The organism is Spirillospora sp. NPDC046719 (assembly GCF_040645715.1).
GTDB lineage: Bacteria > Actinomycetota > Actinomycetes > Streptosporangiales > Streptosporangiaceae > Spirillospora.
Genome location: NZ_JBEYYT010000140.1, coordinates 1 through 22,111 on the forward strand (window position 1 = coordinate 1; position 22,111 = coordinate 22,111).

Here is a 22,111-nt window from a genome sequence, read left to right on the forward strand (position 1 = left end):
AGGGCGTGGTCGCGGCCGTGCCGGGTCCCGGTCTCGGCGTCGTCGACGAAGTCCCACTGGGCCTCGTCGAACAGCTCGATCGCGGCGGGCGCGACGGCGAACAGCACGCCGCGCTGCCCGCCCGGGTGCGTCCATTCGTCCACGACCGGCAGCCCGAGGCCGTCCCGGTAGGTCCGGACGGCCGCGTCGAGGTCGGGGACGCGCAGGCAGATCCGCAGCTCGTCGAACGCGCGGCGGCCCCCGCCCGGATGCGCCGCGGGGCGGCTGACCAGCACGTAGACGTGCCCGTCGGGGGCGCGGAAGTGCGACCACTCGGTGGCCCAGGACGTCTCGACGCCCACGTGGACGTCGCCGATGAACGCGACGCCGTGCGCCTCGAGCTCCTCGCGGGCCGCGCGGACGTCGTCCACGAGGAGGCCCGCGACCGGGTGCTCGAAGAAGGAGTGCTCGGTGTCGGCGGGCTTGAACACCTCGAAGGCGTCGCCGTCGGGCAGGTCGAACACGACCGCGCCGGGCTGGTCGAGGCCGATCGGGAGGCCGACGACGTCGGCGAGGAAGCTGCGCATGGAGTCGAAGCGCGGCGTCCGCGAGCCGACCCAGGCCATTCCGTGTACGCGCATGGTCTCCTCCGGTCAGGCATTGCCGGCGGTGAGCGGCACCGCCTGCTGGGCGTGGGGGTGGGGGTTCTCCGATGCATGCACAGCTGAATGCAGAACTGCATGCACCTATGGAGCCGAAAAGGTCAGCTCCGGTCCGCGAGCAGCCAGCCGGCGCCGGGGACGACCGGCTCCAGGCCGAGCTCGCGCAGCGTCCGCCATACGGTGGCGACCGACGCGGTCACCACCGGGATGTCGAACGCGTCCTGGATCCGCTGCACGACCGGCAGCGACGGCATCTGCACGCACGCGCTCAGCACGAGCGCGTCGACGCCCGAGGTGTCGACCTTCGCGGCGATGTCGACGAGGTTCGCGGGGTCGAGCCGCCCGACCGCGAGGTTGTCGGAGACCTCCAGGCTGACGGAGTCCTGGACCTCGACGCCCTCGGCCTCGATGTACTCGCAGACCGTCCCGGTCAGCGGCTTCATGTACGGGGTGATGACGGAGACCTTCTTGGCGCCGAGGTGCTGCAGCCCCTCGACCAGCGCGCCCGCCGACGTCAGCACCGGCGCCTTCCCCGCGACCGCCGACAGCCGCCGCTGGCTGACCCGGTGGTAGCCGGGCGAGTGCGCCATGATCGCGACGAGGCAGGCGTAGGCCATCACGTCCACGTCCGCGTCGGCGAGCTGCTCGGCGCACACCAGGGACTGGTCGTCCATCGCGCGGAGCTGCTCGGGGTCCACGTGCTGCATCCGCATCCGCGCGGAGTGGAACGTGAACCGCTCCGGCGCGACCTCCTCGCGGGCCCGCAGCATCGCGGGGATCTCGGTCTCCATCGTGGTGTTCGAGCTGGGCACGATCATGCCGAAGCGGATCGCGGTCATTCGGTGTCTCCTTCTTCGCGGACGTGCCGCAGGTTGGCGGTGGACAGGTTCAGCCCGCCGCGCACGCCGGGCCGCAGCCAGCGCAGCGTCCCGGGGCGCTCGATCCGGCCGTCCGGCGTCGTGCCGAGCTCGATGCCGAGCCCGCGCGCGGCGAGCGGCAGGGGGCCGAAGGCGTGGTCGGGCTCCTGGTCGAGGACGAGCCCGAGCGCGGCGTCGATCAGGTGGAACTCCAGGATCTGCCGGGCGGACTGGGCGTCGCGGTCGCGCATCGCCTCCAGCAGCAGCCGGTCCAGCCGGGTGAAGTCCTCCGGCGCCTCGGGGTGGGACAGGTAGAGCCGCTGGTGCCGGTAGATCTTCAGGTGCAGCGACTCGGTCAGCTCCGCCCACGCCCGGGGGTAGCGGCCGAGCGCGGTCTGGTGGAACCGGAGGTGCGCCTCCTGGAAGTCGCGGATGCGGCGGCCGTCGCCCTCCATCCGCTCGAGGTCGGCGTCCATCCGCGCCAGGTCGCCGGCGGTGAGCTCGGCGACGATCCCGGCGATCGTCGGCGGCTCCACCAGCAGCCGGAGCCCGTAGTACTGCTCGACGTGCGCGGCGCTGGTCGGCGCGACCTCCATGCCGCGGTTGGCCTCCGCGACCACGAGGCCGTCGGCCTCCAGCCGGTGCAGCGCCTCGCGCAGCGGCGTCCGGGACACCTCCAGCTCGGTGGCCAGCCCGCCCTGGGACAGCCGCAGGCCGGGCGCGTAGGCGCCGTCGATGATCCGCTCCCGGAGCGTCTGGTAGATCGCGTCGACCGTGTTGCCCGGCCTGGACTCGGTCATCGGTGCCCGGCCTCCTCGCCGCCCGGGCCGTCGCCGGCGCCCGTATCCCGTCCCGCGTCCGGGTCCCACCCGGCGCCCGGCGCGTCCTCGGAGCCGAGGGCCACCGCGAACAGCTGGGTGAACCGCTCCGGGTCCTGCCGCGCGATGATCTCCAGCTGCATGGCGTCCAGCAGGATGCGGTGCCCGTGCCTCGGGACGAGGATCTCCAGGCGCTCGCCCTGGCGCGTCCACACCTTGCGGACCTGGACGCCGGTGAACTCGTTCCCGATGCCGATCGGCTCCCCCGCTCGGACGATCCCCTCGGGCAGTTCCGGTTCCGCGGACATGTCCCGTCCCCCTCAGTCGTGGCTCGGTCGGATGTGGCTTCGGTCGCGGTTCGGCCGGCCGCGGCTCAGCCGATGTCGATGATCTCTGCGGGGATACCGTAGGCGTCCGGGCGCACCCCGCGCAGCACGGGGAGCGTTTCCCTGCGCCGCGCCGCCTCGCCGAGGTCCAGTTCGAGGACCCGGCTCGCGGCGGGCGCCGTCCCGAGGTCGGCCAGCACCTCTCCCCACGGCCCTGCGGCGAGGGCGTGGCCGTAGGTGGGGAACGCGTCGTCCTCGGCGCCCCGGACGGTCGCCGACGCGACCACGAAGGCGGAGTTCTCCACCGCGCGGGCGCGCAGCAGCAGCTCCCAGTGCGCCTCCCCCGTCCGCTGCGTGAACGCCGACGGGACGAGCAGCACCTCCGCGCCCGCCAGGGCCAGCGCCCGGTACAGCTCGGGGAAGCGCACGTCGTAGCAGATCGTCAGGCCGACGGTGGCGCCCGCGACGCGCAGCAGGGCGGGCCGGTCGCCGGCCGTCTCGACACCGGACGCCTCGAACGAGCGGCCGTCGATCCGCGCGTCGAACAGGTGGATCTTGTCGTAGCCGCCGGCGATCTCGCCGTCCGGGCCGATGACGAGCGCGGTGTTGCGGATGCCGCCGTCCACCCGCCGCTTGAAGCCGCCGAGGACGACCGTCGACGCCGCCGCCTTCGCGGCCCGCCGCAGCGCCCCGATCTCCGGGGCGTCGACCGCCAGCGCCGCGTCCCGCATCTCGGTGTTGGTGCCGAGCATCAGCCCGTTCTCCGGGAGCAGCACCAGGTCGGCGCCCGCGCACTCGCCGATCATCGCGCACGCCGTCTCGGCGTTGGCGGCGACGTCGCGGGTCGCATGCCACTGGGTGAGGCCGACGGTCAGCGTCCGGTCATGCATGCGCGTGCTCCCGCCCGGACGCGCGTCCGGCCCGCTCCGGGAGGGGCAGGTCGACGACCGTCCAGCCGCCGCCGGACGCCTCCATCGGCTCGTAGGCGAGCACCTCGGCGGGCACGCCCGGGCCGACCAGCCCGAGCATGATCAGCCAGTTGAGGAACTCGTACTGGCCGTGGTCCAGCAGCGGGTACGGCTCCAGGTTGCCGAGGTCGTTGCCGCGGCCGGCCTGGAGCATCTCCAGGATGTAGGTGTCGAACTCGACGTCCACGCCGCCGAACCTGCCCGGGTCGAGCCAGTGCGAGAGCCCGCCGGTCGCGAGCATCGCCACGCGATCGCCCCGCGTCTCCAGGACGGTGCGCAGCACCTCCCCGAACGCCCGCGCGCCGAACGGCGAGAACGTCCGCGCCGGCTGCGTGATGATCGGGATCACCGGCAGGTCGGGGCGCGGCAGCACCTGCCGCAGCGGGACGATCAGCCCGTGGTCCAGGTCGACCCGGTCCGCCTCCTCGACCTCCATGCCCTCGGCGCGGACCGCGTCCACGACGGAGCGCGCGAAGGCGGGCGCGCCGGTCAGCGCGAGGTCCAGATCGGGGCGCTTGAAGAACTCCATCGACCCGGTGTGGGACGCGGCCGTCCCGACGACGAACGCGCCCGTCCGGAAGCTCTGGAAGTGGCAGTCGGCCGTCACGATCAGCACGTCGGGGTCCGCCGCGGCGATCCGCTCGCCGAGCCGCCGGTACCCCTCGGTGAGCCGGGCGACCCCGTCCGCCGGGTCGATCTCCGGGCGGGCCAGCAGGTCGGGGACGTGCGAGCAGCCGCCCGCGAACACCAGGTTCGCCGGGACGTCGGGGTCGGGCAGCGGCGCCGAGTGCTCCACGTGGAAGCGGCTCGCGCTGGTCGAGTCGCCGAGGTCGTCGGCGAACCACCGGCTGACGAGGATGGTGATGCCGTCCACGACGCCGGCCGAGCGGAGCCGGTCGCGCCGCCCCTCCGCGATGACCCCGGCCCACTCGGCGTCCAGGCCGAGTTCCGCCCCGACCCCGGCCGGGTCGGCGCGGAACCGGGCGAGCAGCGCCGTGTCGCGGCCGAGCGCCAGGATCGCCTGCTCGAGGACCTTCGCGTTCACCACCCTGGCACCGTTCCCCGCACCGTCGCTTTTCCCCACGGTCACTCCTCCTCGCCCGTCAGGACCCCGTCGCGGACGACCGCGTGCCCGTCGATCTCGACGGTGCAGCCGCGCATCGGGATGTCCAGGTGCGCCGGGGTCTCGCGGCCCGCGAACCGGTTCGGGCCCGTCGACCACATGAAGTTGCCCGACGTCGAGCGCAGCTCCTGCCCGTACAGCGAGCGCGGCTCGTAGACCTCGAACGCCGACCACCGGGCGATCGGGTGCACGCCCCAGCCCATGTGCGAGACGGCGTACACGTTCTCGTCGTCCCACGCGTCGAAGTAGTCGCGCAGGACGAACGCGTCGTTCCCGGGGCCCTCGACCTTGGTGATGAAGCCCTTCTCGATCGTCATCGTCACCGTGTCGCGGACCGCGCGCTGCCACGGGATCAGCACGTCGCCGGGCTGCAGGACGATCGTCCCCTCGGCGGTCCGGTCGTGCGGGAAGCAGGCGACGAACCCGCTCGGCCAGTGGTCCCAGCGGCCCGGCTCGTCCACGTAGCCCCACTGGTGGGTGATGGGGAGGTCCTCGCCGGAGATGTCGGCGGTCAGGTCGGTGCCGGCCGAGGACGTCACGCGCAGCGTGCTGCCCGCCTTCAGCCGCCGGCCGCCCGCCTCGACGACCGCGCGCAGGCTCTCGTCGCCCATCAGGCGCTCCAGCACGTTGGCGGGCTCGGCGACGAACAGCATCCGCTTGCCGTTCCCGGTGATCCGCGTCCGGACGTCGGAGTGGATCAGGCCCTCCACCGTCACGTCGATGACGAGGTCGCACTCGGCGGCCGCGGCGAGCAGCGCCGCGACCTCCCGGCCGTCCGCCTCGTAGGGCGGCAGCAGCGGGTTGGACAGGCTGGACGCGGTGAGCACGAGCGCGCCCGCGCCGATGTCGCGGGCCGCGGCCACGGCCGCCTCGGCGTAGTCGGTCTTCTTCCCGAGCTCGGAGATCACCGCGACCGTCTCCGACGGCTTGAGCGCGCACAGCCGGTACTGGTCGACGAACAGTTCCCGCAGGGTCTTCGGCATGTCGTTGTCCTTTCTCAGAGGGTGGGGCGCGGCTCTCAGAGGGTGGAGCGCAGCGCGCCGCCGTCGACCGCGAACGCCTCGCCGGTGACGAACCCGGCGGCGGGAGACAGCAGGTACGCGGCGGCGCGGGCGATCTCGGCGGGCTCGGCCCACCGGCCGAGCGGGATCGCGGACACGACCTTCGCGTGCTCCTCCTCCTCGGTCGTCCCGTTCGCCTTGGCCTTCGCCGCGGCGATGTTCCGCATCCGGTCGGTGCCGGTCGCGCCGGGCATCAGCTGGTTGACGCGGACGCCGAGCGGCGCCAGCTCCAGCGACATCTGCTTGGCCAGCGCCGACAGCAGCGACCGCATCGACGCCGAGAGCACGCCGCCCGGCGCGGGCTGCTTCACCCAGGTCGAGGTGATGAACAGGATCGAGCCGCCGCCCTGCTCGGCCATCTGCCGGGCCCCGGCGGACGCGAGCTGCACGGCGGGCCGGACGAGCTGGTCGTAGGCCAGCGTCCAGTCCTCCCGGACGGTCTCCAGGAACGGCACGATCTTCGGCCCCGGGGTGTTGATGACGAGCGCGTCGAGCCGGCCGTGCGCGGCGACGACGTCGGGGACGAGCCGCTCCACGGCCGCCGGGTCCGACTGGTCCACCGGGTAGGGGGTGCGGCCCGGCGCGGCCTCCGGCGTGCGGGCGCTGACGGCGACGTCCGCGCCCTCGGCGGCGAGCAGGCCGGCGATGGCCGCGCCGATGCCGCGGCTCGCGGCGGTGACGAGCGCGACCCTGCCGTCCAGTTCGAGGTCCACCGGTCAGTCCTCGATCGTGATGGCGGCCTCGGGGCACTGCGCGGCGGCGCGCCGCGCGGCGTCCGGGTCGGCGGGGACGCCGTCGCCGATCACCGAGGCGTAGCCCCAGTCGTCGAGCTGGAACAGGTCCGGGGCGGTCTCCGCGCACGTGCCGTAGCCGCTGCACTTGGTGGCGTCGACGAACACCTTCATGTCAGTTCTCCTCCCGTTCGAGGTCGTGGTCGAGGTCCCGTTCGAAGCCGGCCGGGAACTCGGCGCGGACGGTCCGCGCCCATCCGGCGGCGCCGTCCAGGAACGCGCACGCGCCGCGGCCGGGGAGCGTGTCGCCCCAGCGCCGCAGGTTGTCGCGGTCCTTGTCGGTCGCCGTGCCGTCCTTGAGCGCCGCGAACACGTCGCGGATCGCGGCGGTGCCCTTGGCGCAGACGCCGCACTGCCGCGCCGACTCGCGGGCGTACCAGGCGGTGATGTCGGCGGCGACGGCGAGCGGGTCCGTCCCGGCGGGCAGCGCGGTGATCGCGCCGCAGCCGAGTCCGGAGCCGGCCGCGCGCACCGCCTCGTAGGTGCAGGTCGTCCCGGCGTGGGACGGGCCGAGCAGCCCGCCGAACCAGCCGCCCATCACGAACCCGGCGGGCTCGCTGGTGAAGCCGCCCGCGAGGGCGAACAGCTCCGCGACGGTCAGGCCGAACGGCACCTCGTACACGCCGGGATCCGCGCACGCGCCGGTCAGGGTGACGAGCGTCGTCCCGGGCGATTCCTCGGTGCCGTTCTCGCGGTACGCGGCGGCGCCGTTCCGGGAGATCCACGCGGCGTGCGCGAGCGTCTCGACGTTCGACACGAGCGTCGGGCGCCCGTCCACGCCGGAGTCGCACACCCGCGGGGGGCGGGCCAGCGGCAGCGCGGGGCCGCCGCCGATCGACCGGCACACGGCCGTCTCCTCCCCCGCCACGTACGTCGGCTCGACGACGTGGACCTCCGGGACGGGCCCGTCGAGCGGGGGCATCTCCGCGATCGCGGCGCGCACCGCCGCGACCGTCTCGGCGTGGGACAGGTAGACGACGGCGCGGTCCGCGCCGACCGTGCGGGCGGCGAGCAGCAGGCCGTCCAGCACCAGGTGCGGGCGGTTCAGCAGCAGCCACCGGTCCTTGCGCGAGCTGGGCTCGCCCTCCTCGCCGTTCGCCACGACCACGCGCGGGCCGGGCCCGTCGGCGACCGCGCGCCACTTGACGTGCGCGGGGAATCCGGCGCCGCCCCGGCCGCGCAGCCCGGCGGCCGCCAGTTCGGCGATCACGTCGCCGCACGCGGGAGGCTCGTACGTGCCGCGCCCGCGCTCGGCGGCGAGGCCGAGCGGCCCCGGCGTCAGCAGCCGGGGGGCGGCGAGCGTCGATGTCACCACCGGGCCAGCACCTCCTCGATGCCCACGACGTCGCCGTACTTGGCGTCGATGTCCAGCAGGTTCGCCTCGTGCGGGCCGGGCTCGCGGTCGCCGACGCACTCGCGCGGGACGAACACCGCGAAATCCAGCGCGCAGGCGTCCACGGCGGTCGCCCGGACGCAGCCGGACGTGGTCGCGCCGCACACGACGAGCGTGTCCACCCGCTCCGCCGCGAGCCGCTCGGCGAGGTCGGTGCCCGCGAACGCGGAGGCCGCCTTCTTGGCGATCACCGGTTCGCGGACGGGCAGCCGCCCGTCCACCTCCACCCACCGCGACCCCTGGGTCAGGGCGCGGAGCGCGGGCATCTTGCGGAGCCACACGAGGCCGTCCAGGTCGTCCGGGGTGTAGGCGATCGTCGTGAGGAAGATCGGGACGCCCGCCGCCTTCGCGCGTTCCAGCAGCGTGCCGGTGCGCGCCACCACCGCGTCCAGGTCCGAGCCGGGCGGGCATTCGGGGTCGGTGAACCCCTCGATGAGGTCCACCACGACCACCGCCGGGCGGTCGCCCCAGGCGAGGCGGCCCGCGAGGCCGCCGCGCCCGTACCGCTCCCGCGTCGCCGCGATCCAGTCGCTCATTCGAACGTCAGTTTCGGCCAGGTGCCGGGCTCGGCGCGCATCATGTCGGCGTAGAACCGGTACAGGTTGCGCTGGACGCCCTCCTCGTACCGCGTCCAGTACGCGATGCCGGGCCCCGGCCAGTCCGGGACCTCCTTCGCGATCCCGACGCCGGGCATCCCCATCTGGTAGTTCAGCTTGAAGTCGAGCAGGTCCGCCGCCACCGACCGGCCGGTGCGGCTCACCGTGATCCACGGCTCGGTGTCGTCCATCTCGAAGGCGCCGCCCATCGAGAACGTGCCGAGCCCCGCCCGGTACGCCCGGTCCTTCTGCGCGGGCGTCATGTTCTTGTAGACGCAGAACCAGTTCCAGATCTCGACCTGGCCGACGCCGTGCGGCTGCCACGTCCGGATCGTCATCACGCCGGTCGGCGGGTGGTTCGCGCCGTCCTCCGTCATCGGCAGCGCGAGGATCGAGAAGTTCGGGAAGACGTTCGCGACCATCACCCGCGAGCGGCGGGCGATGTCGAGCTGGTGCTCGCTGATCCGGGACGTGTCGAACGTCGCGGCGACGTCGTCGGGGAAGCCGAAGAACTTCGGGCCGGGCTCGTCCTCGGTCGGCGCCATCGAGAACGACAGCGAGTGGCCGGGCGACGCCTGGATGTGGTACCCCATCATGTTCTCGCGGAACGGGACGGGGAACGCGCCGATCTCCCAGACCGACCGGTGCAGCGTGCCGAGGTGGTAGTCGTCGCCCGAGAAGTTGTCGCTGCCCGACTTCCAGTTCGCGTCGATCACGAACCGCTGCGGCGCGCCGATGATCTCGATGCCGTGCTCGTTCAGGCCGAACAGCAGGTCGAGGTACCAGGCCATGCCGCCGAGGTACTCCTCCAGCTCCGGCGCCGTCGGGTCGAGCGTCGCGAACACGAGGCCGTGGTAGGAGCGGACGCGGGCGACCTTCGACAGCCCGTTGCCCTCCTTCGGCATGCCGCCGAACGCGTTCCGCCACAGCGGGGCGCCGACGAGGTCGCCCTTCGTGTTGTACGTCCACCCGTGGTACGGGCAGCGGAAGTGGGAGGTGTTGCCCGAGTCGGACCGGCACACCTGGACGCCCCGGTGCCGGCAGGCGTCGAACAGCACGTGGATCTCGCCCTGCTCGTCCCGGACGACGATGAAGTTGTCCTCGCCGATCTTGCGCAGGACGTAGTCGCCCTTCGCCTCGATCTCCGACTCGTGCGCCAGGTACACCCAGCACCGGCCGAAGATCGACCGCAGCTCGCGGTCGTAGATCTCCTGGTCGCCGAAGATGCCGACCGGGACCTCGCCCCGCGCGACGCCCTCGGCGAGTTCGTCGAGGAGCTGCTCGCTCCGTGCCATCGAGTGCCCCCTCAGAAGAAGATGGAAAGGTTGTGCGTGCCGATCACGGTCAGGTCCAGCAGGACCTCGCGGCGCAGCAGGCGCAGCACGCCGTCCTCGCGGCGCAGCACGTCCCTGCGCTCGCCGGCGAGCAGCTGCGGCTGCGTCTGCTCCTGCCGGGTGCGGTAGACCAGCAGGTTGCTGCGGACGCCGGCCCGCTCCTCGCCCAGATCGGTGACCTTCACGTTGGTGACGAAGTGCCGGATCCGGGACGGCGGGTCCTCCGCCCAGGCGTACGCGGTCTCGTTGCGGGCGACCCGGCTCTCCAGCGAGCCGTACGACTCGTCGAGATGGAACGTTCCTGGCAGGAAGCCGGTCCCGCGCGCCCGCTCCACCGTCTGCCTCAGCGGCACCTGGTACACGACGTCGCGGCTGACCATGCCCTCCAGCCACTCGCGTTCCCGGTAGTCGTCCAGCAACTCGGCCTCGACGTCCATCCAGTCGACGACCTCGTTGTAGAGCGCGCTGCCCGCACGCGCCCGCACGCCGGTTCCCACCACGGCGGCCTCCCTTCCGAAGGTGCCCACACTTTTGCATACACTTTGGACGGGTAGCAAGGGTCACACGAAACCCGCAGGTAAAAACCCTCTCACCCGGCGTTCGCCCCGCGGTCGTCGCCCCGCCGCCGGCGCGCCGACGCGCCCCCCGCACGGATCTCTACCATGGGCGTCAGTGATCACCTTGAGGAGGCATGCCATGGCCGGGCCGCTCGACTCCGCGCACGCCGTCACCAAGATCCCCTGCCAGGACCTGGACCGGGCCCAGCGCTTTTACCGTGACCGCCTCGGCCTCGAGGCCGCCGAGGAGCGCGAGGGCGGGCTCCGCTACCTGTGCGGGGCGACGGAGTTCCACCTGTTCCAGTCGTCCGGGAGCGCCTCCGGCACCGCGACGCAGATGGGCTTCGAGGTGGACGACCTCGACCGGGTCGTCGCCGACCTGCGGTCCCGCGGTGTGGAGTTCGAGGAGGTCGATGTCCCCGGCTTCACGGTCGAGGGCGAGATCGTGACCGTCCCCGGCAACTACCCCAGCAAGGGACGCGGCGAGCGCGGCGCCTTCTTCCGCGACAGCGAGGGCAACCTCCTGGCGATCGGGCAGGCGACGCCCTGACCGCTTCGTACCGGGGGCTTCGGCCCGGCCGGCGGAACCGATCACGCGGGCGAGCCGTCGCAGAGGTTCATGGTCGTTCGGATGATCAGGGGCAAGGACGCGATGACTCGGTTCCCGCAGATGCCGGCACCGGCGGACCTGGCCGCCGCCGGGCCCAAAGGCGCCAAGAAGATGCTGGCCAGGGCCGCGAGCCCGGTGCCCGCCGCCGAGCTGGCGCCGTTCTTCGAGCAGGCCTGCCGGGAGCTGGCGCGGGCCGGTGAGAGCGAGCTCGCGTTCTGGGCGTTCGGGCAGGCGCGCAAGATCGAGAAGGACCATCCCGCGCTCCTCGACCTCGACCGGGTGCACGGCGTCTTCCTCGACCTGGTGCCCGCGGGGGGCGTCGGACCGGCCGCGCTGCGCGACTACGCCAAGACGCTCGCCGCGCGGCTGCCTGCGGAGGAGGCGCACGCCCGCTTCCGCGAGGTGATCTGCGCGGGGTTCGACGCCGGGCTCATCCCCTACGCCCGGATCTTTCCCGACCTGCGCGCGCTGGCCCGCGCCGCGAAGATCAAGAAGCGGGACGAGGAGGCGTTCCTGGCCGAGCGGTTGCTGCGCGCCGGGCTCATGCCCATCGCGTCCCACCAGGTCTGGGCGGCCGCCCGCGAGCCGCTCGCCGAGGTCGCCCGGCGCGACGGCGACCTGATGAAGCTGCTGATCGCCGCCGAGCCCGACCGCGCCCGGCACGAGGAGGAGAGCGGCGAGGAGGTCGCCGAGGAGATCCGGCAGATGTGGCTGGAGTCCCTGGCCGGGAGCGGAGCGGGCGCGCATCTGCCGGCGCACTGGTTCGGCGGCGCGGGACGCGGCTGCGCGGCGCCCGTCCTGCTGACGCTCGTCGAGCAGGCGGGCGACCGGCTCTTCCCGGACGCCGAGGTGGTGTACGGCGAGGAGACGGACCCGGCGCTCCCGCCTCCCGACCACCGGCACGTCATCCCGATGGCGGAGATCAACACGGACTCGCCCCGCTGGTGGGGACGGGCCTTCGACGCGGGCCGTCAGGCCGCCGACGTGGCGTCCGGGCCGGAGGGACGCGCGCGTTTCGCCGGTCTGCTGGACGCGTTCGTCCGCGACCTGGGGTATTTCGGGAACGTCGACTACGCGGCCACGGTACGGGCCCTCTGGGACCTGCCGGAGACCCGCGAGGTGCTGGGCGAAGCCGTCGACGGCTGGAAGGCCGACGCGGGCCGCCCGGACCTCCCCTTCCAGCACGACGCCCTGCAGCGGCTCGTGCGGCTCACCGGCCGCGGCGGTCTCCTCGACCTGGATCCGGACGTCGCCGAAGGGCTCGAACCCGCCGACCCCGTGGACGCCCTGCTGGCGGCCCTGCGCGGCGGCATCCCCGCCGAATTGGCCGTGCCCGGCGACGGGACGCCGCACAAGTCTCCGAAGGCAGGGCGGACGATCGTCCAGCACCTCGGATACCTCACCATCGCGGAACGGTCCTGGCACGGCCACGCGTCCGTCACCGGCGACGGCCGCCTGTCGCTGAGGCTTCCCCAACTGCCCGAAGGGCTGCTGCCCTGGTACGACGGCGAGACCGGCCTCCTATCGCGGATCCAGGACGGCCGCTGGCAGACGTTCCGGGTCGAGGGGCGGACGGGCGAGACCGTCGCGCTGACCCTGGACCCCGCCCTCGCCACCGCGCGGCCCCAGGCGCCGGGAGCCGCCGAGGTGACGTTCCCGGGCGCCGCCGGGCCGAGCGAGGTCCGGTTGAGCCGCGGCGCGATCACCGTCACCGCCCCCGACGGGACCCGGACGGCCCGGCTGCCCTTCTCGCCCGTCATGAGCACGAAGGGCGGGCTCGTGCCGCCGCCCGGCTGGTGGCCGCGGCGCGACCCGGCCGACGCGGACGGGTCGGCGGCCCTGCGCCGTCTCGACCGCGAGGGTGCGGCGCGCCTGCTGGAGGCGACGCTGGCCGGGCCCCGCGCCGCCGCCGGCGCGCTGGAGGCCGTGCTGCCCGAGGTGACCGCGCCCGCCCTGCGCGACGGCGTCCTCCAGGCCGCACGTACCGCCGTCGAGTGCCTCCTCCTTGCCATCGAGCTGCGCGACCGGATCGGCCGGCCCCAGCCTCCGGCGTTGCCTGCGCTCGTCTCACCGGCGCCCGGCCTCCCCTTCGCGCGCACCACGGTGCGGACGAGGTGGCTCGTGCGCCAACGGCTCCTTGCCCGCGCGCTGGAGTCGGCGACCGCCGAGCCCGCGGCCGGCGAGCCCTACCTCGTCCGGACGGTCTCCCTGCCGACCGGCGGCCATGTGGGTGTCGACCTGGACGCCCTCGCGGGTCACGCGCTGCCGGCCGTCCTGCCGTGGACCTCCGACGCGCAGCGCGAAGGCATCCTCGACGTCCTGCGCCTCTGGGCCAACGCCCCGATCGGCGACGGCACCGGAGCCTGCCGGATCCTGCGCCTGACTCCTTCGGGCGGCGAGGAGCAGTCCAACGCCGAACGCCAGATGGTCGACAGGCAACTGGAGAAGACGGCGCCCGGAGAGCTGTGGCGCACGCCGAACGGCGCCCTGCTGATCCTGGACTACCAGCGACGCGACCGGACCGCGACGGCCGTGGAGTACGCGCCCGCCGGAACGTTCGGCCCCATCGAGCCGCCCGGCTGGCAGGCGGCTCGGGCCCCCGTCCCCTGCTGGGGCGACGCCGAGCGCGTCGTCCGCCTCATCCGGCTGCTGACCGAACGCGGCCCCGCGCCGATCGATGCCACCGCGACCGTCCGCGACCTGGCGGAACGCGCGGGTTTCGGCCTGGCGGACGCCGTCGCGGTCTGCGCCTTCCCCGCCGAGGTCCTGGACGACGGCATCCCCACGACCGGCGCCGAGCTCCCCTTCCCCATGCGGGACGCGCTGCGGGAGCGCCTGCTGCCCGACGACCCGGCCGACCTCTGGACCACCGGCCTCACCACGGGCGCGGCGGCCGCCTGGTGGCGCACCCACGGCCGGCCCACGCCCGCGGCTCCCTGACCGGCTCGACCGCGCACCCGCCGGCTCCGGCCGCGGCGGTCTCAGGCGTGCTCGCGTTCGGCCCGCCGCCGCATCAGCTCCTCGACCGCGGACGGCAGGGTGTTCTCGAAGTCGATGAGCTTCACCCAGGTCGGCGTGACCACGACCCGGACCATGCCGTCGTAGAGGGAGCGGACCTCGGCCTCCCACTCGACGCGCTGCTCCGGCGTCATCTCGTAGCTGCCGTTCATCTGGAGGTACTCCTCCGGGATGCCGTCGACGACGTCCAGCTCGGCGCGCCCCCGGACGAGCAGGATCTTCGGCGGGTGGACCTCGGTGTCGATCGTCAGCGCGACCTCGGGCCGATGGCGCAGCGACCGCAGCTTGGGGGCGTTCTTGGTGGTGCACATGACGATCTCCGAGCCGTTCCAGGTGAACGCGATCGGTACGTTGCGGGGCGTGCCGTCGTTGGCGACGTAGGCCAGCCGGGTCAGGTCGCGGGCCAGCAGCTCCTGGCTGTAGGGCCGGCCGAGGATCTCGTTGATCTCGTGCTGTTCCATCGTCGTCGCTCCTCTGTCGGGTCGTCCGGCGGGCCGTTCCTGGCCGCTCGCATCCCTGGGACGGAGCGGGCCCTGCCTTCTCGACATCCGCGGCGCACGGATCTTCAGATTTTTTTCGCCGGGGCGACCGGCGCTCACCGCTACCGGGGTGAGCGCCGCATCCGGCGCAGCGTGAGGGCCAGGGTGACCCCGTAGGGGATGTGCGCGATGAAGATGGCCGCCGCACGCCCTGGGCGGTCCCGGTGCGCGGGCGGCATGATGCCCGACAGGGGCAGCCAGCCCTGGTAACTGACGGCCCAGACCCCGACGCCGTAGGCCGCTCCGGCCGGCGCGGAGGGCCGGTGGCGGCCGGTGAGCAGCCCGAACGCCGCCCCCATGGTGGCCCCGAACCCCAGGTGAGCGATCCCTCCGACCGGACGCTCGGCCGATGTGGGCTTCTCGCTCGAACCGGGAAGCAGCACCACCCGCGCGATGCGGTGGTGCGGCTGCTCGCGCATGAGCCCGCAGCGGCGAGCCGCCCGCATCCAACCGGTCATGACCGAGGTGGCGACGACCCCGGCGACGGCGCCTTCCCCCGCTGCTCGCATGCGCCCGCTCATGCGCGATGGCCTACCCGTCATCAGGGCCGTTATGACCACTCCCCCGGCGGCGGCTCCGTGGGCCGGTCCCCGGTCATCCACCGGAGACCGGCCGAAGAGCGCGGCGCTCGCCCGCTGCGCGCCGCTTACTGGGAGAGGACGTCCCCCGGCTGGATCGGCTTGTCGAGGAATCCGAGCTTGGTCATCGAGTCGGAGACGCGTTTCATGCCGGAGGGGTCGTTGTCGACCGGCCAGGTCGCGGGGATCGCGATCGATGACGCCTGCGCCGGGGTGAGGTGCATGAAGGCGGGCAGCGTCTTGCGGACGAGCGCCGGGTCGTTCTGCGCGAGCCGGGACGCCTCTTTCAGGGCGGCTCGGAGCTTGGCGACGGTGTCGCGGTGGCCGTTGACCCAGGTCTCGGTTCCCGCCCATCCGGCGATCGGGAAGCCGGCGGCGCCGCCCGCCCAGGCGTCGATGACGCGCGGGTTGCCCGCCGCCTTGGCCTGGCTCTCCTGCGTGCCGGTGAGCCAGGAGGCGTCGACTTGGCCGTTGTTGAGGGAGGACAGGGCGTTGGGCACGGGGATCTGCACGTACTTCACGTCCTTGGGGGCGACCCCGGCTTCGGCGAGCCGCAGGTCGGTGACCAGATCGGCGACGGACCCCGTGCCGGGGACACCGATCTTCCTGCCCTTCAGGTCCGCCATGGAGCGGATGGGACTGCCCTTCTTGGTGAAGATGCCGTCGGCTCCGGCCTGCCCCACTCGCGACTGCGCGACGAACTTCAGTTTCAGGCCGTGGGACGCCCCGGAGAACACGGTGACGTAGTTGACGAGGCCGAGGTCGGCGCCGCCGGACTGCAGGGCGGCGACGATCGACGAGCCGGACTGCCCGGCGATGATCTTCACGTTCAGGCCCTGCTTGGCGAACAGCCCCTTCTGCTTGGCGATGTAGAGGGGAGCGGCGTTGGGCTGCGGCGACACCAGTACCTTCAGTTCGGTCCCGCCGCCGGTGCCGCCCGAGGCCGAGCCGGACGAGCAGGCGGAGGCGGAGGCGGCCAGCAGTCCGGCGGCGAGGGCGGCCGAGGCGGTGCGGGCATGGCGAACGGAACGCATGACGGCTCCAGGGTGTGGGGTGGCGGGGTGGACGTGGAGGCACTCGGGAGCAGGTGGGGGATGACGCGCGACGATCAGGTGCTGTGGATCAGGTCGTAGATCTTGGCGCGGGTGTCGAGGTAGCCGTCGAGGCGCTTGGTGTCGATCTGGTCGCGCGGGTAGGGCAGGTCGACCGCGACGGTGGCCATGACGTGCGAGGGGCTGCCGGACAGGACGAGGACGGTGTCGGCGAGGTAGACGCTCTCGTCGATGTCGTGGGTGACGACGACGATGCTGGTGCTGGTGCTCGAACGGATGTCCAGGACCAGGTCCTCCAGGTCCGCGCGGGTCTGGGCGTCCACGGACGCGAAGGGCTCGTCCATGAGCAGCAGCCGCGGCTCGGTGACCAGCGCGCGGGCGATCGCCACGCGCTGCTGCATGCCGCCGGACAGCTGCCACGGGTACTTCCGGGCGGCGTCGGAGAGTCCCACCCTGGCCAGTGCCTCGCGGGCGCGCCGGTGCCGTTCGGCCCGGGCGAGTCCGGCTCCGCGCAGCGGGAACTCCACGTTCCGGATGACGCTGAGCCAGGGGAACAGCGAGCGGCTGTAGTCCTGGAACACCACGCCGATGCCTTCGGGGATGCCGCGGATCGGGGCGCCCTCGAAGCTGACGACGCCGCCGGTCGGCGTGATGAGGCCGGTGAGGCAGCGCAGCAGGGTGGTCTTCCCCGCGCCCGAGGGGCCGACGATGGACATCGCCCGGGTCCGGTGCAGCTCGAAGTCGATCGCGGCGATCGCCTGGTGGGATCGCTCGCCCGTTCCGTAACGGTGCTCCAATCCCTCGACCGCGAGGATGGGAGGGGTCACTGGGTGCTCCTTAGGACATTCCACCGCAGGGCGTACTTCTCGATGAGCAGGAAGAGGGCGTTGAACAGCACGCCGAAGAGCGCCAGGACGGCGAGGGTCGCCCACAGCGCCGGGACGTCGAAGGTGGTCTGCGCCTGCAGGGCGGCGCCGCCGAGGCCGCCGGTGCCGGCGAACATCTCCGAGCCGACCGCCAGGACGATGGCCAGGGACATCGCCACCCGGAGGCCGGCGAAGACCTTCGGCGCGGCGGCAGGAAGCAGAACGCGGAAGAAGCGCCGCAGCGGGCCCAGGCGGTTCAGCCGGGCGACGTCGACCTGGAGGGGCTCGATGTCGGCGACCCCGGCGGCGGTGTTGAGCAGCACGGGCCACAGGCAGCTGAACACGACCACGGTCAGGTGCATCGCGGTGCCGACGCCGAGGACGGCGATGGACAGCGGGACCACCACGATCGGCGGGGTGCTGCGCAGGAGCAGCAGCGGCGCGCCGGTGTAGTCGCGGACGGCGGGGAGGGCGCCGATCGCGGCGCCGGCGGCCACCCCGGCGCAGGAGGCGATGAACCATCCGGCCAGGGCGGTCTCGAAGGTCTGCCGGATCGCCGACCAGGCCGTCCCGGTGACGAACAGGTGCCCGGCGGGGCCGGACAGCCAGTCGGTGCGCAGCCGTTCCCAGACGGCGGACGGGGCGGGCAGGAAGAACACGGGGTGCGCGGTGACCCGCCACTGCCACACCGCGATGATCGCCGCCATGACGAGGGCGCCGCTCAGGGCGCCGGCGAGCCGCCTCATCGTGCCCGCTCCGCGGCCCAGGGGCAGGCCAGCCGGGTCGCCAGCGCGACGGCGGCGCCGATCGCGATGCCCAGCACCCCGGTCAGCACGGCGGTGGCCCACAGGACGTCGATGTCGCCGGTGGAGGTGGCCTGGATCAGCACGCCGCCGAGCCCGTGCCCCGCCGACGCCAGGTACTCCGCGCCGATCACGATGATCAGTGCGAGCGGGGCGGCGGTGCGCAGGCCCGCCATGAGGAAGGGCAGGATCGACGGCAGCACGACCCGGACGACGAGGGCGAGGCGCCCGCACCCGAGGACGCGGGCGGCGTCCCGGGCCTGGGCGTCCACCTGCCCGACGCCGTAGACGGTGTTGAACAGCATCGGCCACCAGCAGCCGAGGGCGCCGACGGCGACCTCCATGGTGCGGCCCTGGCCGAGCGCCAGGATCGCCAGCGGGATGAAGGCGACGGCGGGGACGGGGCGGAGGATCTCGAACGGGAGGCCGAAGGCGCGGTAGGCCAGCCGGCTGGACCCGAAGACGACACCGAGCACGACCGCCGCGGCCAGGCCGGCGGCGACCGCCATCACGACCGCCGTGATCGTGGCGAGCACGGCGGCGGCGAATCCGTGCGCGGAGACGAGCCGGCCGACCTCGGAGGCCAGGCGGCCCAGCCCGGGCACGGCCCAGCCGCGCGGGCCCCACCACGCCAGCGTCTGCACGAGCATCGCCAGCGCCGCGAGGCCGAGGAGCCCGCGTGCCGCCACGAGCGCTCTCGGGCCGATCGTGTGCGCCGGGAACGACCGCCGTGGAGCGGCCGCCGGGCGCTGTTGTCTGGACGTTGTCGGCTCCTCACATGAGGTGGTGCAGGTCACAGCGAGTGTCCAAGTTGGATGTCCTGCAAGTCAATACTTATGTCCTATATTTCCGGACAGTTCGCGGCTCAGGGGTTGACGACCGCCATCCACATCGGTTCCGCACGCCGGACGAGGGCGTCCATGGCCCGGGGCGCGTCGGCGAGCGGGAACCGGTGGGTGATCAGTTCGTCGGCCGCGAGCCGCCGGGACGCCAGCAGGTCGAGCACGGCCGAGGTGTCCTCGCGGGTGCAGCCGCGCGTTCCCACCACGCGCCAGCAGCGGGTCATGATGATCCTGATGGGGAACGGCAGGGCCGCGTCGCTGCCGCCCATGTGGACCAGGGCGCCGCCGGTGGCCAGCGCCTGCATCGCCTGAACCGTGCCGGGACCGCCCGGCAGGTAGTCGAGGACGGCGTCCGCCCCTCCGGGCAGCAGGTCGTCGAGCCGGCGGGCCAGCCCGTCGTCCTCCGTCCAGTCGCCGGGCAGCTCCTCCAGGGCGACCGTCCTGACCGGCACGGCGCCGGCGAGCGGCCGCACCGCCTCCAGACGTTCGGCCGACCGTCCGACCAGCACCAGTTCCCGGACGCCGAAGAACTCCGCCAGCTTGACGGTCGCGGTGCCCATCGCCCCGGTCGCGGCCGTGACCACGACGCGCCCGCCCGGATGCAGCCCGGCGCTCTTCAGCGCGCGGTGGGCGTTGCCCAGCTCGTGCAGCTTGGCGGCGACGTCGAAGCCGACATGGTCGGGCAGCGGGTCGACGAGCCACTTCGGGACCCGGACGTACTCGGCGAGCCCGCCGTCGTGGTACCGCGCGTACAGCTCCATCGAGCCGGCGCCGAACGCGGCGTTGCCGATCATCGCGGCATTGCCGCACATCTGCTGCCGCGCCGTCGTGCAGTACCGGCACGATCCGCACGACAGCATCGGGTGCATCCGGACCCGCGCCCCCATCAGCGCGGTGTCGACGTCCGCGCCGGTCTCGACCACCGTGCCGGCCACCTCGTGCCCGGGGGTGCTCGGCAGGTGGGTGAACCGGCCCCGCGCCAGGTGCTTGACGATGCTCGGCGCCAGGCCCGCCGACTCCACCTTGACCAGCACGTCTTCCGGTCCGACCCGCGGAACGCCGACCTTCTCCACCCGCAGTTCCGTCGACCCGGCGTGCGCGCGGACGGCGAGCATCTCGCTCATCGCAGAGCCTCGATCTCGCGGGGAGCGGTGCCGCGCGCCTTCTTGGTCCCTTCGGCGACCTGCGGCACCGCGCCGGCGGCGGCCACCGCCAGGTGCGTGCTGGGTTCGGAATGGACGGAGGTGAACGCGATCCCGAGCGGTATGCGGACGAAGTCGCCGGGGACGAGGTCGAGCGTGCCGCGCTGCGTCACCAGCGTCCGCGTCCCGGCGACCTGGTACTGGATCTCGTCGGCGTCGCGGTGGCGGCGGTAGCGGCGGCCGTCGGACGAAGCGGCCACGACCTGGCCGATGAGGAGCCGCGGCGACTCGTACAGCCACACGGTCTGGTCGGACCGCACCAGCGTGATGCGGGCGTCGGTGCGCTTCGCGCGGTCGAGGAGGAGCCGCTCGTCCGCCGCCGCGACATGGATCCCCTCCCCCTGCCCGCCGCGCATCTCGGTGATCATCTCGTTCTGGACGGCCGGCTCCCAGCCGGGGAACGGCGTGGGGAGGTACTCGGCGAGGCGGGTCGGCGGGACGCGCTCGGCCAACGGGGCGGGACTGTAGAAGAGCAGGTGGATGTCGCCGTCGCCGAGGTTGTCGTGGGCCACACCGACCGGGATGCGGGAGAAGTCGCCGGGGGCGTGGGTGATGGTGCCGATCTCGGTGATCAGGGTCCGGCCGCCCGCCACCTGGTAGGAGACCTCGTCGACGTCGGCGTTGCGGTGATAGAAGCCCTGCCGCCCGGTCATCGTCTGCACTTCCATGCGCAGGAAGTCGTTCTGGTAGAGCCCCTTGGGGTGGGTGCGTCCGGCGTCGACGTACCGGGGGCTGAAGTGGACGGCCTCCAGGGGATCGTGGTCGCGCAGGGCGCGGGCGCGGATCGGCAGCGGCTCGCCGAGCAGCAGGTCCTCGTCGCGCTCCAGCACGACGGGCGGTTCGGTGAAGGGGAAGGCGTCGAGGTGTTCGTGGACCAGGCCCATGTCAGAGGTATCCGTTCTCCTTGTAGAAGGCCGCCGCGCCCGGATGGAGCGGCACCGGCGGATCCAGCGGCAGGCTCCGCATGTCGATCGGGCTCGTCATCGCGGCGGTCGGCCCGGTGAAGCGTCCGGAGATCTGCTCCTTCTGCTCGTCGAGCGCCTCCAGCACCAGGCGGGCGGTCTCGTCGGGCAGGTCCTCGGCGCAGTACAGGACCCAGCCGGAGAAGTCGATCGTCGGGACGTCCCGCTCGACCCCTCGCAACCGCCCGGCGCGCAGCACCCCCGGCCGCATGCCGAGCTCGGCGCAGCGGGCCAGGATCCCGTCCTCGACGGGGAGGTAGTCCAGGTCGTAGGTCTCGCTGATCCGCTTCCACCGCCAGGTCATGACGGCCTCGTCGAAGACCGCGTCGAACGCCGGGTCCACCGGGACCGACTCCGGCTGGTTGGGGTACTTCGGCCGGTCGTGCAGGATCCGGCCGCCCCATGCCTCCAGGTCGGCGACCGTGAAGCCGTACAGCGAGAAGAGCCGCTCCAGCGCGATGGCCGCCGGGTGTCCCGACTCGCGGGTCGGCATCGAGATCTTCAGCGGCAGCCTCCGCTCCCGGACGTCGTGCAGGCTGCGCACGCGGTGCCGCTTGCGGACCGCGAGGACGAGCTGGTCGTCGTGGGCGAAGCTCGCCAGCGTCCGCACCCCGTCCTGACCGGCCAGATGCCACGCGGGGGTGGTGATCGCGGCCTGGTAGCGGCCCTGCCGCACCAGGCCGGGGCCGTTTAGGGCGAGTTCGGCGTAGGGCGTGCCGGTGACCACCGAGACCGTCGAGCCGCGCGGCAGCCCGCCGCGCGCGAGTCCGTGCGCGATCAGGCCGCCCACGCTGGTGAAGTTGCCGCCCGGGCAGAGAAGCTTGAGATCGACCATGCGCTCTCCTCGTGAGGGTCCCGGCAGTGTAAGCGTGTCCCGCATCTCGTGACTAGTGTCCTGATATTCGGAAACCACGAGAGACGACCTGGTTTTCATGTAGCTTTTCCTGCATGACAGGACAGTCGACGGACCGGACGAGCGGTTACCGCGAACGCAACTCCACCGCTGATCGCGCCTTGGACATCCTGCTGATGTTCGAGGACTCGAGGCTCGTGGTCGGCGGCCAGGAGGTCGCCGACCACCTGGGGGTCGCGGGGGGGTCCCCGGTCCCCGACCAGCAGATCCGATGGGGCAAAGGCGTGAAAGAGGTGCAGCGCCCCGCGGGGGTACGGCGCG

At 73.1% G+C, this 22,111-nt stretch carries 25 protein-coding genes; 3 read left to right on the forward strand and 22 right to left on the reverse strand.

Going from position 1 to position 22,111, the window contains the following annotated elements; all coding sequences use genetic code 11:
- The 13 genes from ABZ914_RS23595 to ABZ914_RS23655 all read right to left on the reverse strand — a co-directional run.
- A partial coding sequence (locus ABZ914_RS23595) for a VOC family protein (protein WP_500195690.1) occupies positions 1-620 on the reverse strand: 620 nt, incomplete at its 3' end.
- A 122-nt stretch (positions 621-742) separates the two neighbouring features.
- Positions 743-1,480: a maleate cis-trans isomerase family protein gene (locus tag ABZ914_RS23600; RefSeq protein WP_500195692.1), complete on the reverse strand. Its 738-nt coding sequence runs from the start codon at positions 1,478-1,480 to the stop codon at positions 743-745.
- Complete coding sequence (locus ABZ914_RS23605) at positions 1,477-2,298, reverse strand: GntR family transcriptional regulator (protein WP_190861490.1); 822 nt, start codon at positions 2,296-2,298, stop codon at positions 1,477-1,479. Before ABZ914_RS23605 ends, ABZ914_RS23600 begins: the two co-directional genes overlap by 4 nt.
- A complete protein-coding gene (locus tag ABZ914_RS23610) occupies positions 2,295-2,624 on the reverse strand; it encodes a hypothetical protein (protein WP_500195694.1) in 330 nt (109 codons plus the stop codon). Before ABZ914_RS23610 ends, ABZ914_RS23605 begins: the two co-directional genes overlap by 4 nt.
- A gap of 65 nt (positions 2,625-2,689) precedes the next feature.
- The gene (locus tag ABZ914_RS23615) at positions 2,690-3,532 is read right to left on the reverse strand and encodes a nitrilase-related carbon-nitrogen hydrolase (RefSeq protein WP_500195695.1); all 843 of its coding nucleotides are present in this window, start codon (positions 3,530-3,532) and stop codon (positions 2,690-2,692) included.
- Complete coding sequence (locus ABZ914_RS23620; RefSeq protein ID WP_500195697.1) at positions 3,525-4,694, reverse strand: DODA-type extradiol aromatic ring-opening family dioxygenase; 1,170 nt, start codon at positions 4,692-4,694, stop codon at positions 3,525-3,527. The genes ABZ914_RS23615 and ABZ914_RS23620 overlap by 8 nt, the downstream gene beginning before the upstream one ends.
- Positions 4,695-4,696: 2 nt before the next feature.
- The gene (locus ABZ914_RS23625) at positions 4,697-5,716 is read right to left on the reverse strand and encodes a 2,5-dihydroxypyridine 5,6-dioxygenase NicX family protein (RefSeq protein WP_190861485.1); all 1,020 of its coding nucleotides are present in this window, start codon (positions 5,714-5,716) and stop codon (positions 4,697-4,699) included.
- 35 nt (positions 5,717-5,751) lie between these two features.
- Complete coding sequence (locus ABZ914_RS23630) at positions 5,752-6,507, reverse strand: SDR family oxidoreductase (RefSeq protein WP_500195699.1); 756 nt, start codon at positions 6,505-6,507, stop codon at positions 5,752-5,754.
- A 3-nt stretch (positions 6,508-6,510) separates the two neighbouring features.
- Positions 6,511-6,699, reverse strand: a complete 189-nt coding sequence (locus ABZ914_RS23635; RefSeq protein WP_190861481.1) for a ferredoxin — start codon at positions 6,697-6,699, stop codon at positions 6,511-6,513.
- Between the two features lies 1 nt (position 6,700).
- Positions 6,701-7,900: an NADH-ubiquinone oxidoreductase-F iron-sulfur binding region domain-containing protein gene (locus tag ABZ914_RS23640; protein WP_500195701.1), complete on the reverse strand. Its 1,200-nt coding sequence runs from the start codon at positions 7,898-7,900 to the stop codon at positions 6,701-6,703.
- Positions 7,894-8,514 (reverse strand): isochorismatase family protein, encoded by a 621-nt coding sequence (locus ABZ914_RS23645; protein WP_500195703.1) that lies wholly within the window; start codon positions 8,512-8,514, stop codon positions 7,894-7,896. The genes ABZ914_RS23640 and ABZ914_RS23645 overlap by 7 nt, the downstream gene beginning before the upstream one ends.
- Positions 8,511-9,869: an aromatic ring-hydroxylating oxygenase subunit alpha gene (locus ABZ914_RS23650; protein WP_500195705.1), complete on the reverse strand. Its 1,359-nt coding sequence runs from the start codon at positions 9,867-9,869 to the stop codon at positions 8,511-8,513. Before ABZ914_RS23650 ends, ABZ914_RS23645 begins: the two co-directional genes overlap by 4 nt.
- A gap of 11 nt (positions 9,870-9,880) precedes the next feature.
- Positions 9,881-10,408 carry an aromatic-ring-hydroxylating dioxygenase subunit beta gene (locus ABZ914_RS23655; protein ID WP_500195706.1) on the reverse strand — a complete coding sequence of 176 codons (528 nt, stop codon included), beginning with the start codon at positions 10,406-10,408 and terminating at the stop codon, positions 9,881-9,883.
- 196 nt (positions 10,409-10,604) lie between these two features.
- On the opposite strand from ABZ914_RS23655, the gene ABZ914_RS23660 reads away from it, so the two are divergent.
- Both ABZ914_RS23660 and ABZ914_RS23665 read left to right on the forward strand, forming a co-directional pair.
- The gene (locus ABZ914_RS23660) at positions 10,605-11,015 is read left to right on the forward strand and encodes a VOC family protein (RefSeq protein WP_500195708.1); all 411 of its coding nucleotides are present in this window, start codon (positions 10,605-10,607) and stop codon (positions 11,013-11,015) included.
- A gap of 81 nt (positions 11,016-11,096) precedes the next feature.
- A complete protein-coding gene (locus ABZ914_RS23665; protein WP_500195710.1) occupies positions 11,097-14,015 on the forward strand; it encodes a hypothetical protein in 2,919 nt (972 codons plus the stop codon).
- A 41-nt stretch (positions 14,016-14,056) separates the two neighbouring features.
- On the opposite strand, the gene ABZ914_RS23670 is transcribed toward ABZ914_RS23665, so the two are convergent.
- The 9 genes from ABZ914_RS23670 to ABZ914_RS23710 all read right to left on the reverse strand — a co-directional run bounded on the left by ABZ914_RS23670 (position 14,057) and on the right by ABZ914_RS23710 (position 21,772).
- The gene (locus ABZ914_RS23670) at positions 14,057-14,554 is read right to left on the reverse strand and encodes a pyridoxamine 5'-phosphate oxidase family protein (RefSeq protein ID WP_500195711.1); all 498 of its coding nucleotides are present in this window, start codon (positions 14,552-14,554) and stop codon (positions 14,057-14,059) included.
- A 140-nt stretch (positions 14,555-14,694) separates the two neighbouring features.
- On the reverse strand, positions 14,695-15,141 hold the full coding sequence (locus ABZ914_RS23675) for a DUF6789 family protein (RefSeq protein ID WP_500195713.1): 447 nt from the start codon (positions 15,139-15,141) through the stop codon (positions 14,695-14,697).
- A 137-nt stretch (positions 15,142-15,278) separates the two neighbouring features.
- A complete protein-coding gene (locus ABZ914_RS23680; protein ID WP_500195714.1) occupies positions 15,279-16,244 on the reverse strand; it encodes an ABC transporter substrate-binding protein in 966 nt (321 codons plus the stop codon).
- Positions 16,245-16,318: 74 nt separating this feature from the next.
- On the reverse strand, positions 16,319-17,089 hold the full coding sequence (locus tag ABZ914_RS23685) for an ABC transporter ATP-binding protein (RefSeq protein ID WP_500195716.1): 771 nt from the start codon (positions 17,087-17,089) through the stop codon (positions 16,319-16,321).
- Positions 17,086-17,874: an ABC transporter permease gene (locus ABZ914_RS23690; protein ID WP_500195718.1), complete on the reverse strand. Its 789-nt coding sequence runs from the start codon at positions 17,872-17,874 to the stop codon at positions 17,086-17,088. The genes ABZ914_RS23685 and ABZ914_RS23690 overlap by 4 nt, the downstream gene beginning before the upstream one ends.
- Entirely contained in the window at positions 17,871-18,620 is a 750-nt protein-coding gene (locus ABZ914_RS23695; protein WP_500195720.1) for an ABC transporter permease, read from the reverse strand. The genes ABZ914_RS23690 and ABZ914_RS23695 overlap by 4 nt, the downstream gene beginning before the upstream one ends.
- 176 nt (positions 18,621-18,796) lie before the next feature.
- Positions 18,797-19,897, reverse strand: coding sequence for an alcohol dehydrogenase catalytic domain-containing protein (locus tag ABZ914_RS23700; protein ID WP_500195721.1), 1,101 nt, complete (start codon positions 19,895-19,897; stop codon positions 18,797-18,799).
- Positions 19,894-20,859, reverse strand: a complete 966-nt coding sequence (locus ABZ914_RS23705) for a hypothetical protein (protein WP_500195723.1) — start codon at positions 20,857-20,859, stop codon at positions 19,894-19,896. The genes ABZ914_RS23700 and ABZ914_RS23705 overlap by 4 nt, the downstream gene beginning before the upstream one ends.
- 1 nt (position 20,860) lies before the next feature.
- Positions 20,861-21,772, reverse strand: coding sequence for a TAXI family TRAP transporter solute-binding subunit (locus ABZ914_RS23710; RefSeq protein WP_500195724.1), 912 nt, complete (start codon positions 21,770-21,772; stop codon positions 20,861-20,863).
- Between the two features lie 113 nt (positions 21,773-21,885).
- Between ABZ914_RS23710 and ABZ914_RS23715 the strand changes: the two genes are divergently transcribed.
- Positions 21,886-22,111 (forward strand): hypothetical protein (locus tag ABZ914_RS23715; RefSeq protein WP_500195726.1); only part of this gene is annotated, 226 nt, incomplete at its 3' end.

What these genes read in the sequence shown, in the direction of transcription:
- ABZ914_RS23705 (WP_500195723.1), bottom strand. Translation starts at nt 20,859, where the DNA reads ATGGGCCTGGTCCACGAACACCTCGACGCCTTCCCCTTCACCGAACCG.
- ABZ914_RS23635 (WP_190861481.1), bottom strand. Translation starts at nt 6,699, where the DNA reads ATGAAGGTGTTCGTCGACGCCACCAAGTGCAGCGGCTACGGCACGTGC.
- ABZ914_RS23700 (WP_500195721.1), bottom strand. Translation starts at nt 19,897, where the DNA reads ATGAGCGAGATGCTCGCCGTCCGCGCGCACGCCGGGTCGACGGAACTG.
- ABZ914_RS23600 (WP_500195692.1), bottom strand. Translation starts at nt 1,480, where the DNA reads ATGACCGCGATCCGCTTCGGCATGATCGTGCCCAGCTCGAACACCACG.
- ABZ914_RS23625 (WP_190861485.1), bottom strand. Translation starts at nt 5,716, where the DNA reads ATGCCGAAGACCCTGCGGGAACTGTTCGTCGACCAGTACCGGCTGTGC.
- ABZ914_RS23680 (WP_500195714.1), bottom strand. Translation starts at nt 16,244, where the DNA reads ATGCGTTCCGTTCGCCATGCCCGCACCGCCTCGGCCGCCCTCGCCGCC.
- ABZ914_RS23650 (WP_500195705.1), bottom strand. Translation starts at nt 9,869, where the DNA reads ATGGCACGGAGCGAGCAGCTCCTCGACGAACTCGCCGAGGGCGTCGCG.
- ABZ914_RS23675 (WP_500195713.1), bottom strand. Translation starts at nt 15,141, where the DNA reads ATGCGAGCAGCGGGGGAAGGCGCCGTCGCCGGGGTCGTCGCCACCTCG.
- ABZ914_RS23690 (WP_500195718.1), bottom strand. Translation starts at nt 17,874, where the DNA reads ATGAGGCGGCTCGCCGGCGCCCTGAGCGGCGCCCTCGTCATGGCGGCG.
- ABZ914_RS23710 (WP_500195724.1), bottom strand. Translation starts at nt 21,772, where the DNA reads ATGGTCGATCTCAAGCTTCTCTGCCCGGGCGGCAACTTCACCAGCGTG.
- ABZ914_RS23670 (WP_500195711.1), bottom strand. Translation starts at nt 14,554, where the DNA reads ATGGAACAGCACGAGATCAACGAGATCCTCGGCCGGCCCTACAGCCAG.
- ABZ914_RS23660 (WP_500195708.1), top strand. Translation starts at nt 10,605, where the DNA reads ATGGCCGGGCCGCTCGACTCCGCGCACGCCGTCACCAAGATCCCCTGC.
- ABZ914_RS23665 (WP_500195710.1), top strand. Translation starts at nt 11,097, where the DNA reads ATGATCAGGGGCAAGGACGCGATGACTCGGTTCCCGCAGATGCCGGCA.
- ABZ914_RS23645 (WP_500195703.1), bottom strand. Translation starts at nt 8,514, where the DNA reads ATGAGCGACTGGATCGCGGCGACGCGGGAGCGGTACGGGCGCGGCGGC.
- ABZ914_RS23605 (WP_190861490.1), bottom strand. Translation starts at nt 2,298, where the DNA reads ATGACCGAGTCCAGGCCGGGCAACACGGTCGACGCGATCTACCAGACG.
- ABZ914_RS23610 (WP_500195694.1), bottom strand. Translation starts at nt 2,624, where the DNA reads ATGTCCGCGGAACCGGAACTGCCCGAGGGGATCGTCCGAGCGGGGGAG.
- ABZ914_RS23615 (WP_500195695.1), bottom strand. Translation starts at nt 3,532, where the DNA reads ATGCATGACCGGACGCTGACCGTCGGCCTCACCCAGTGGCATGCGACC.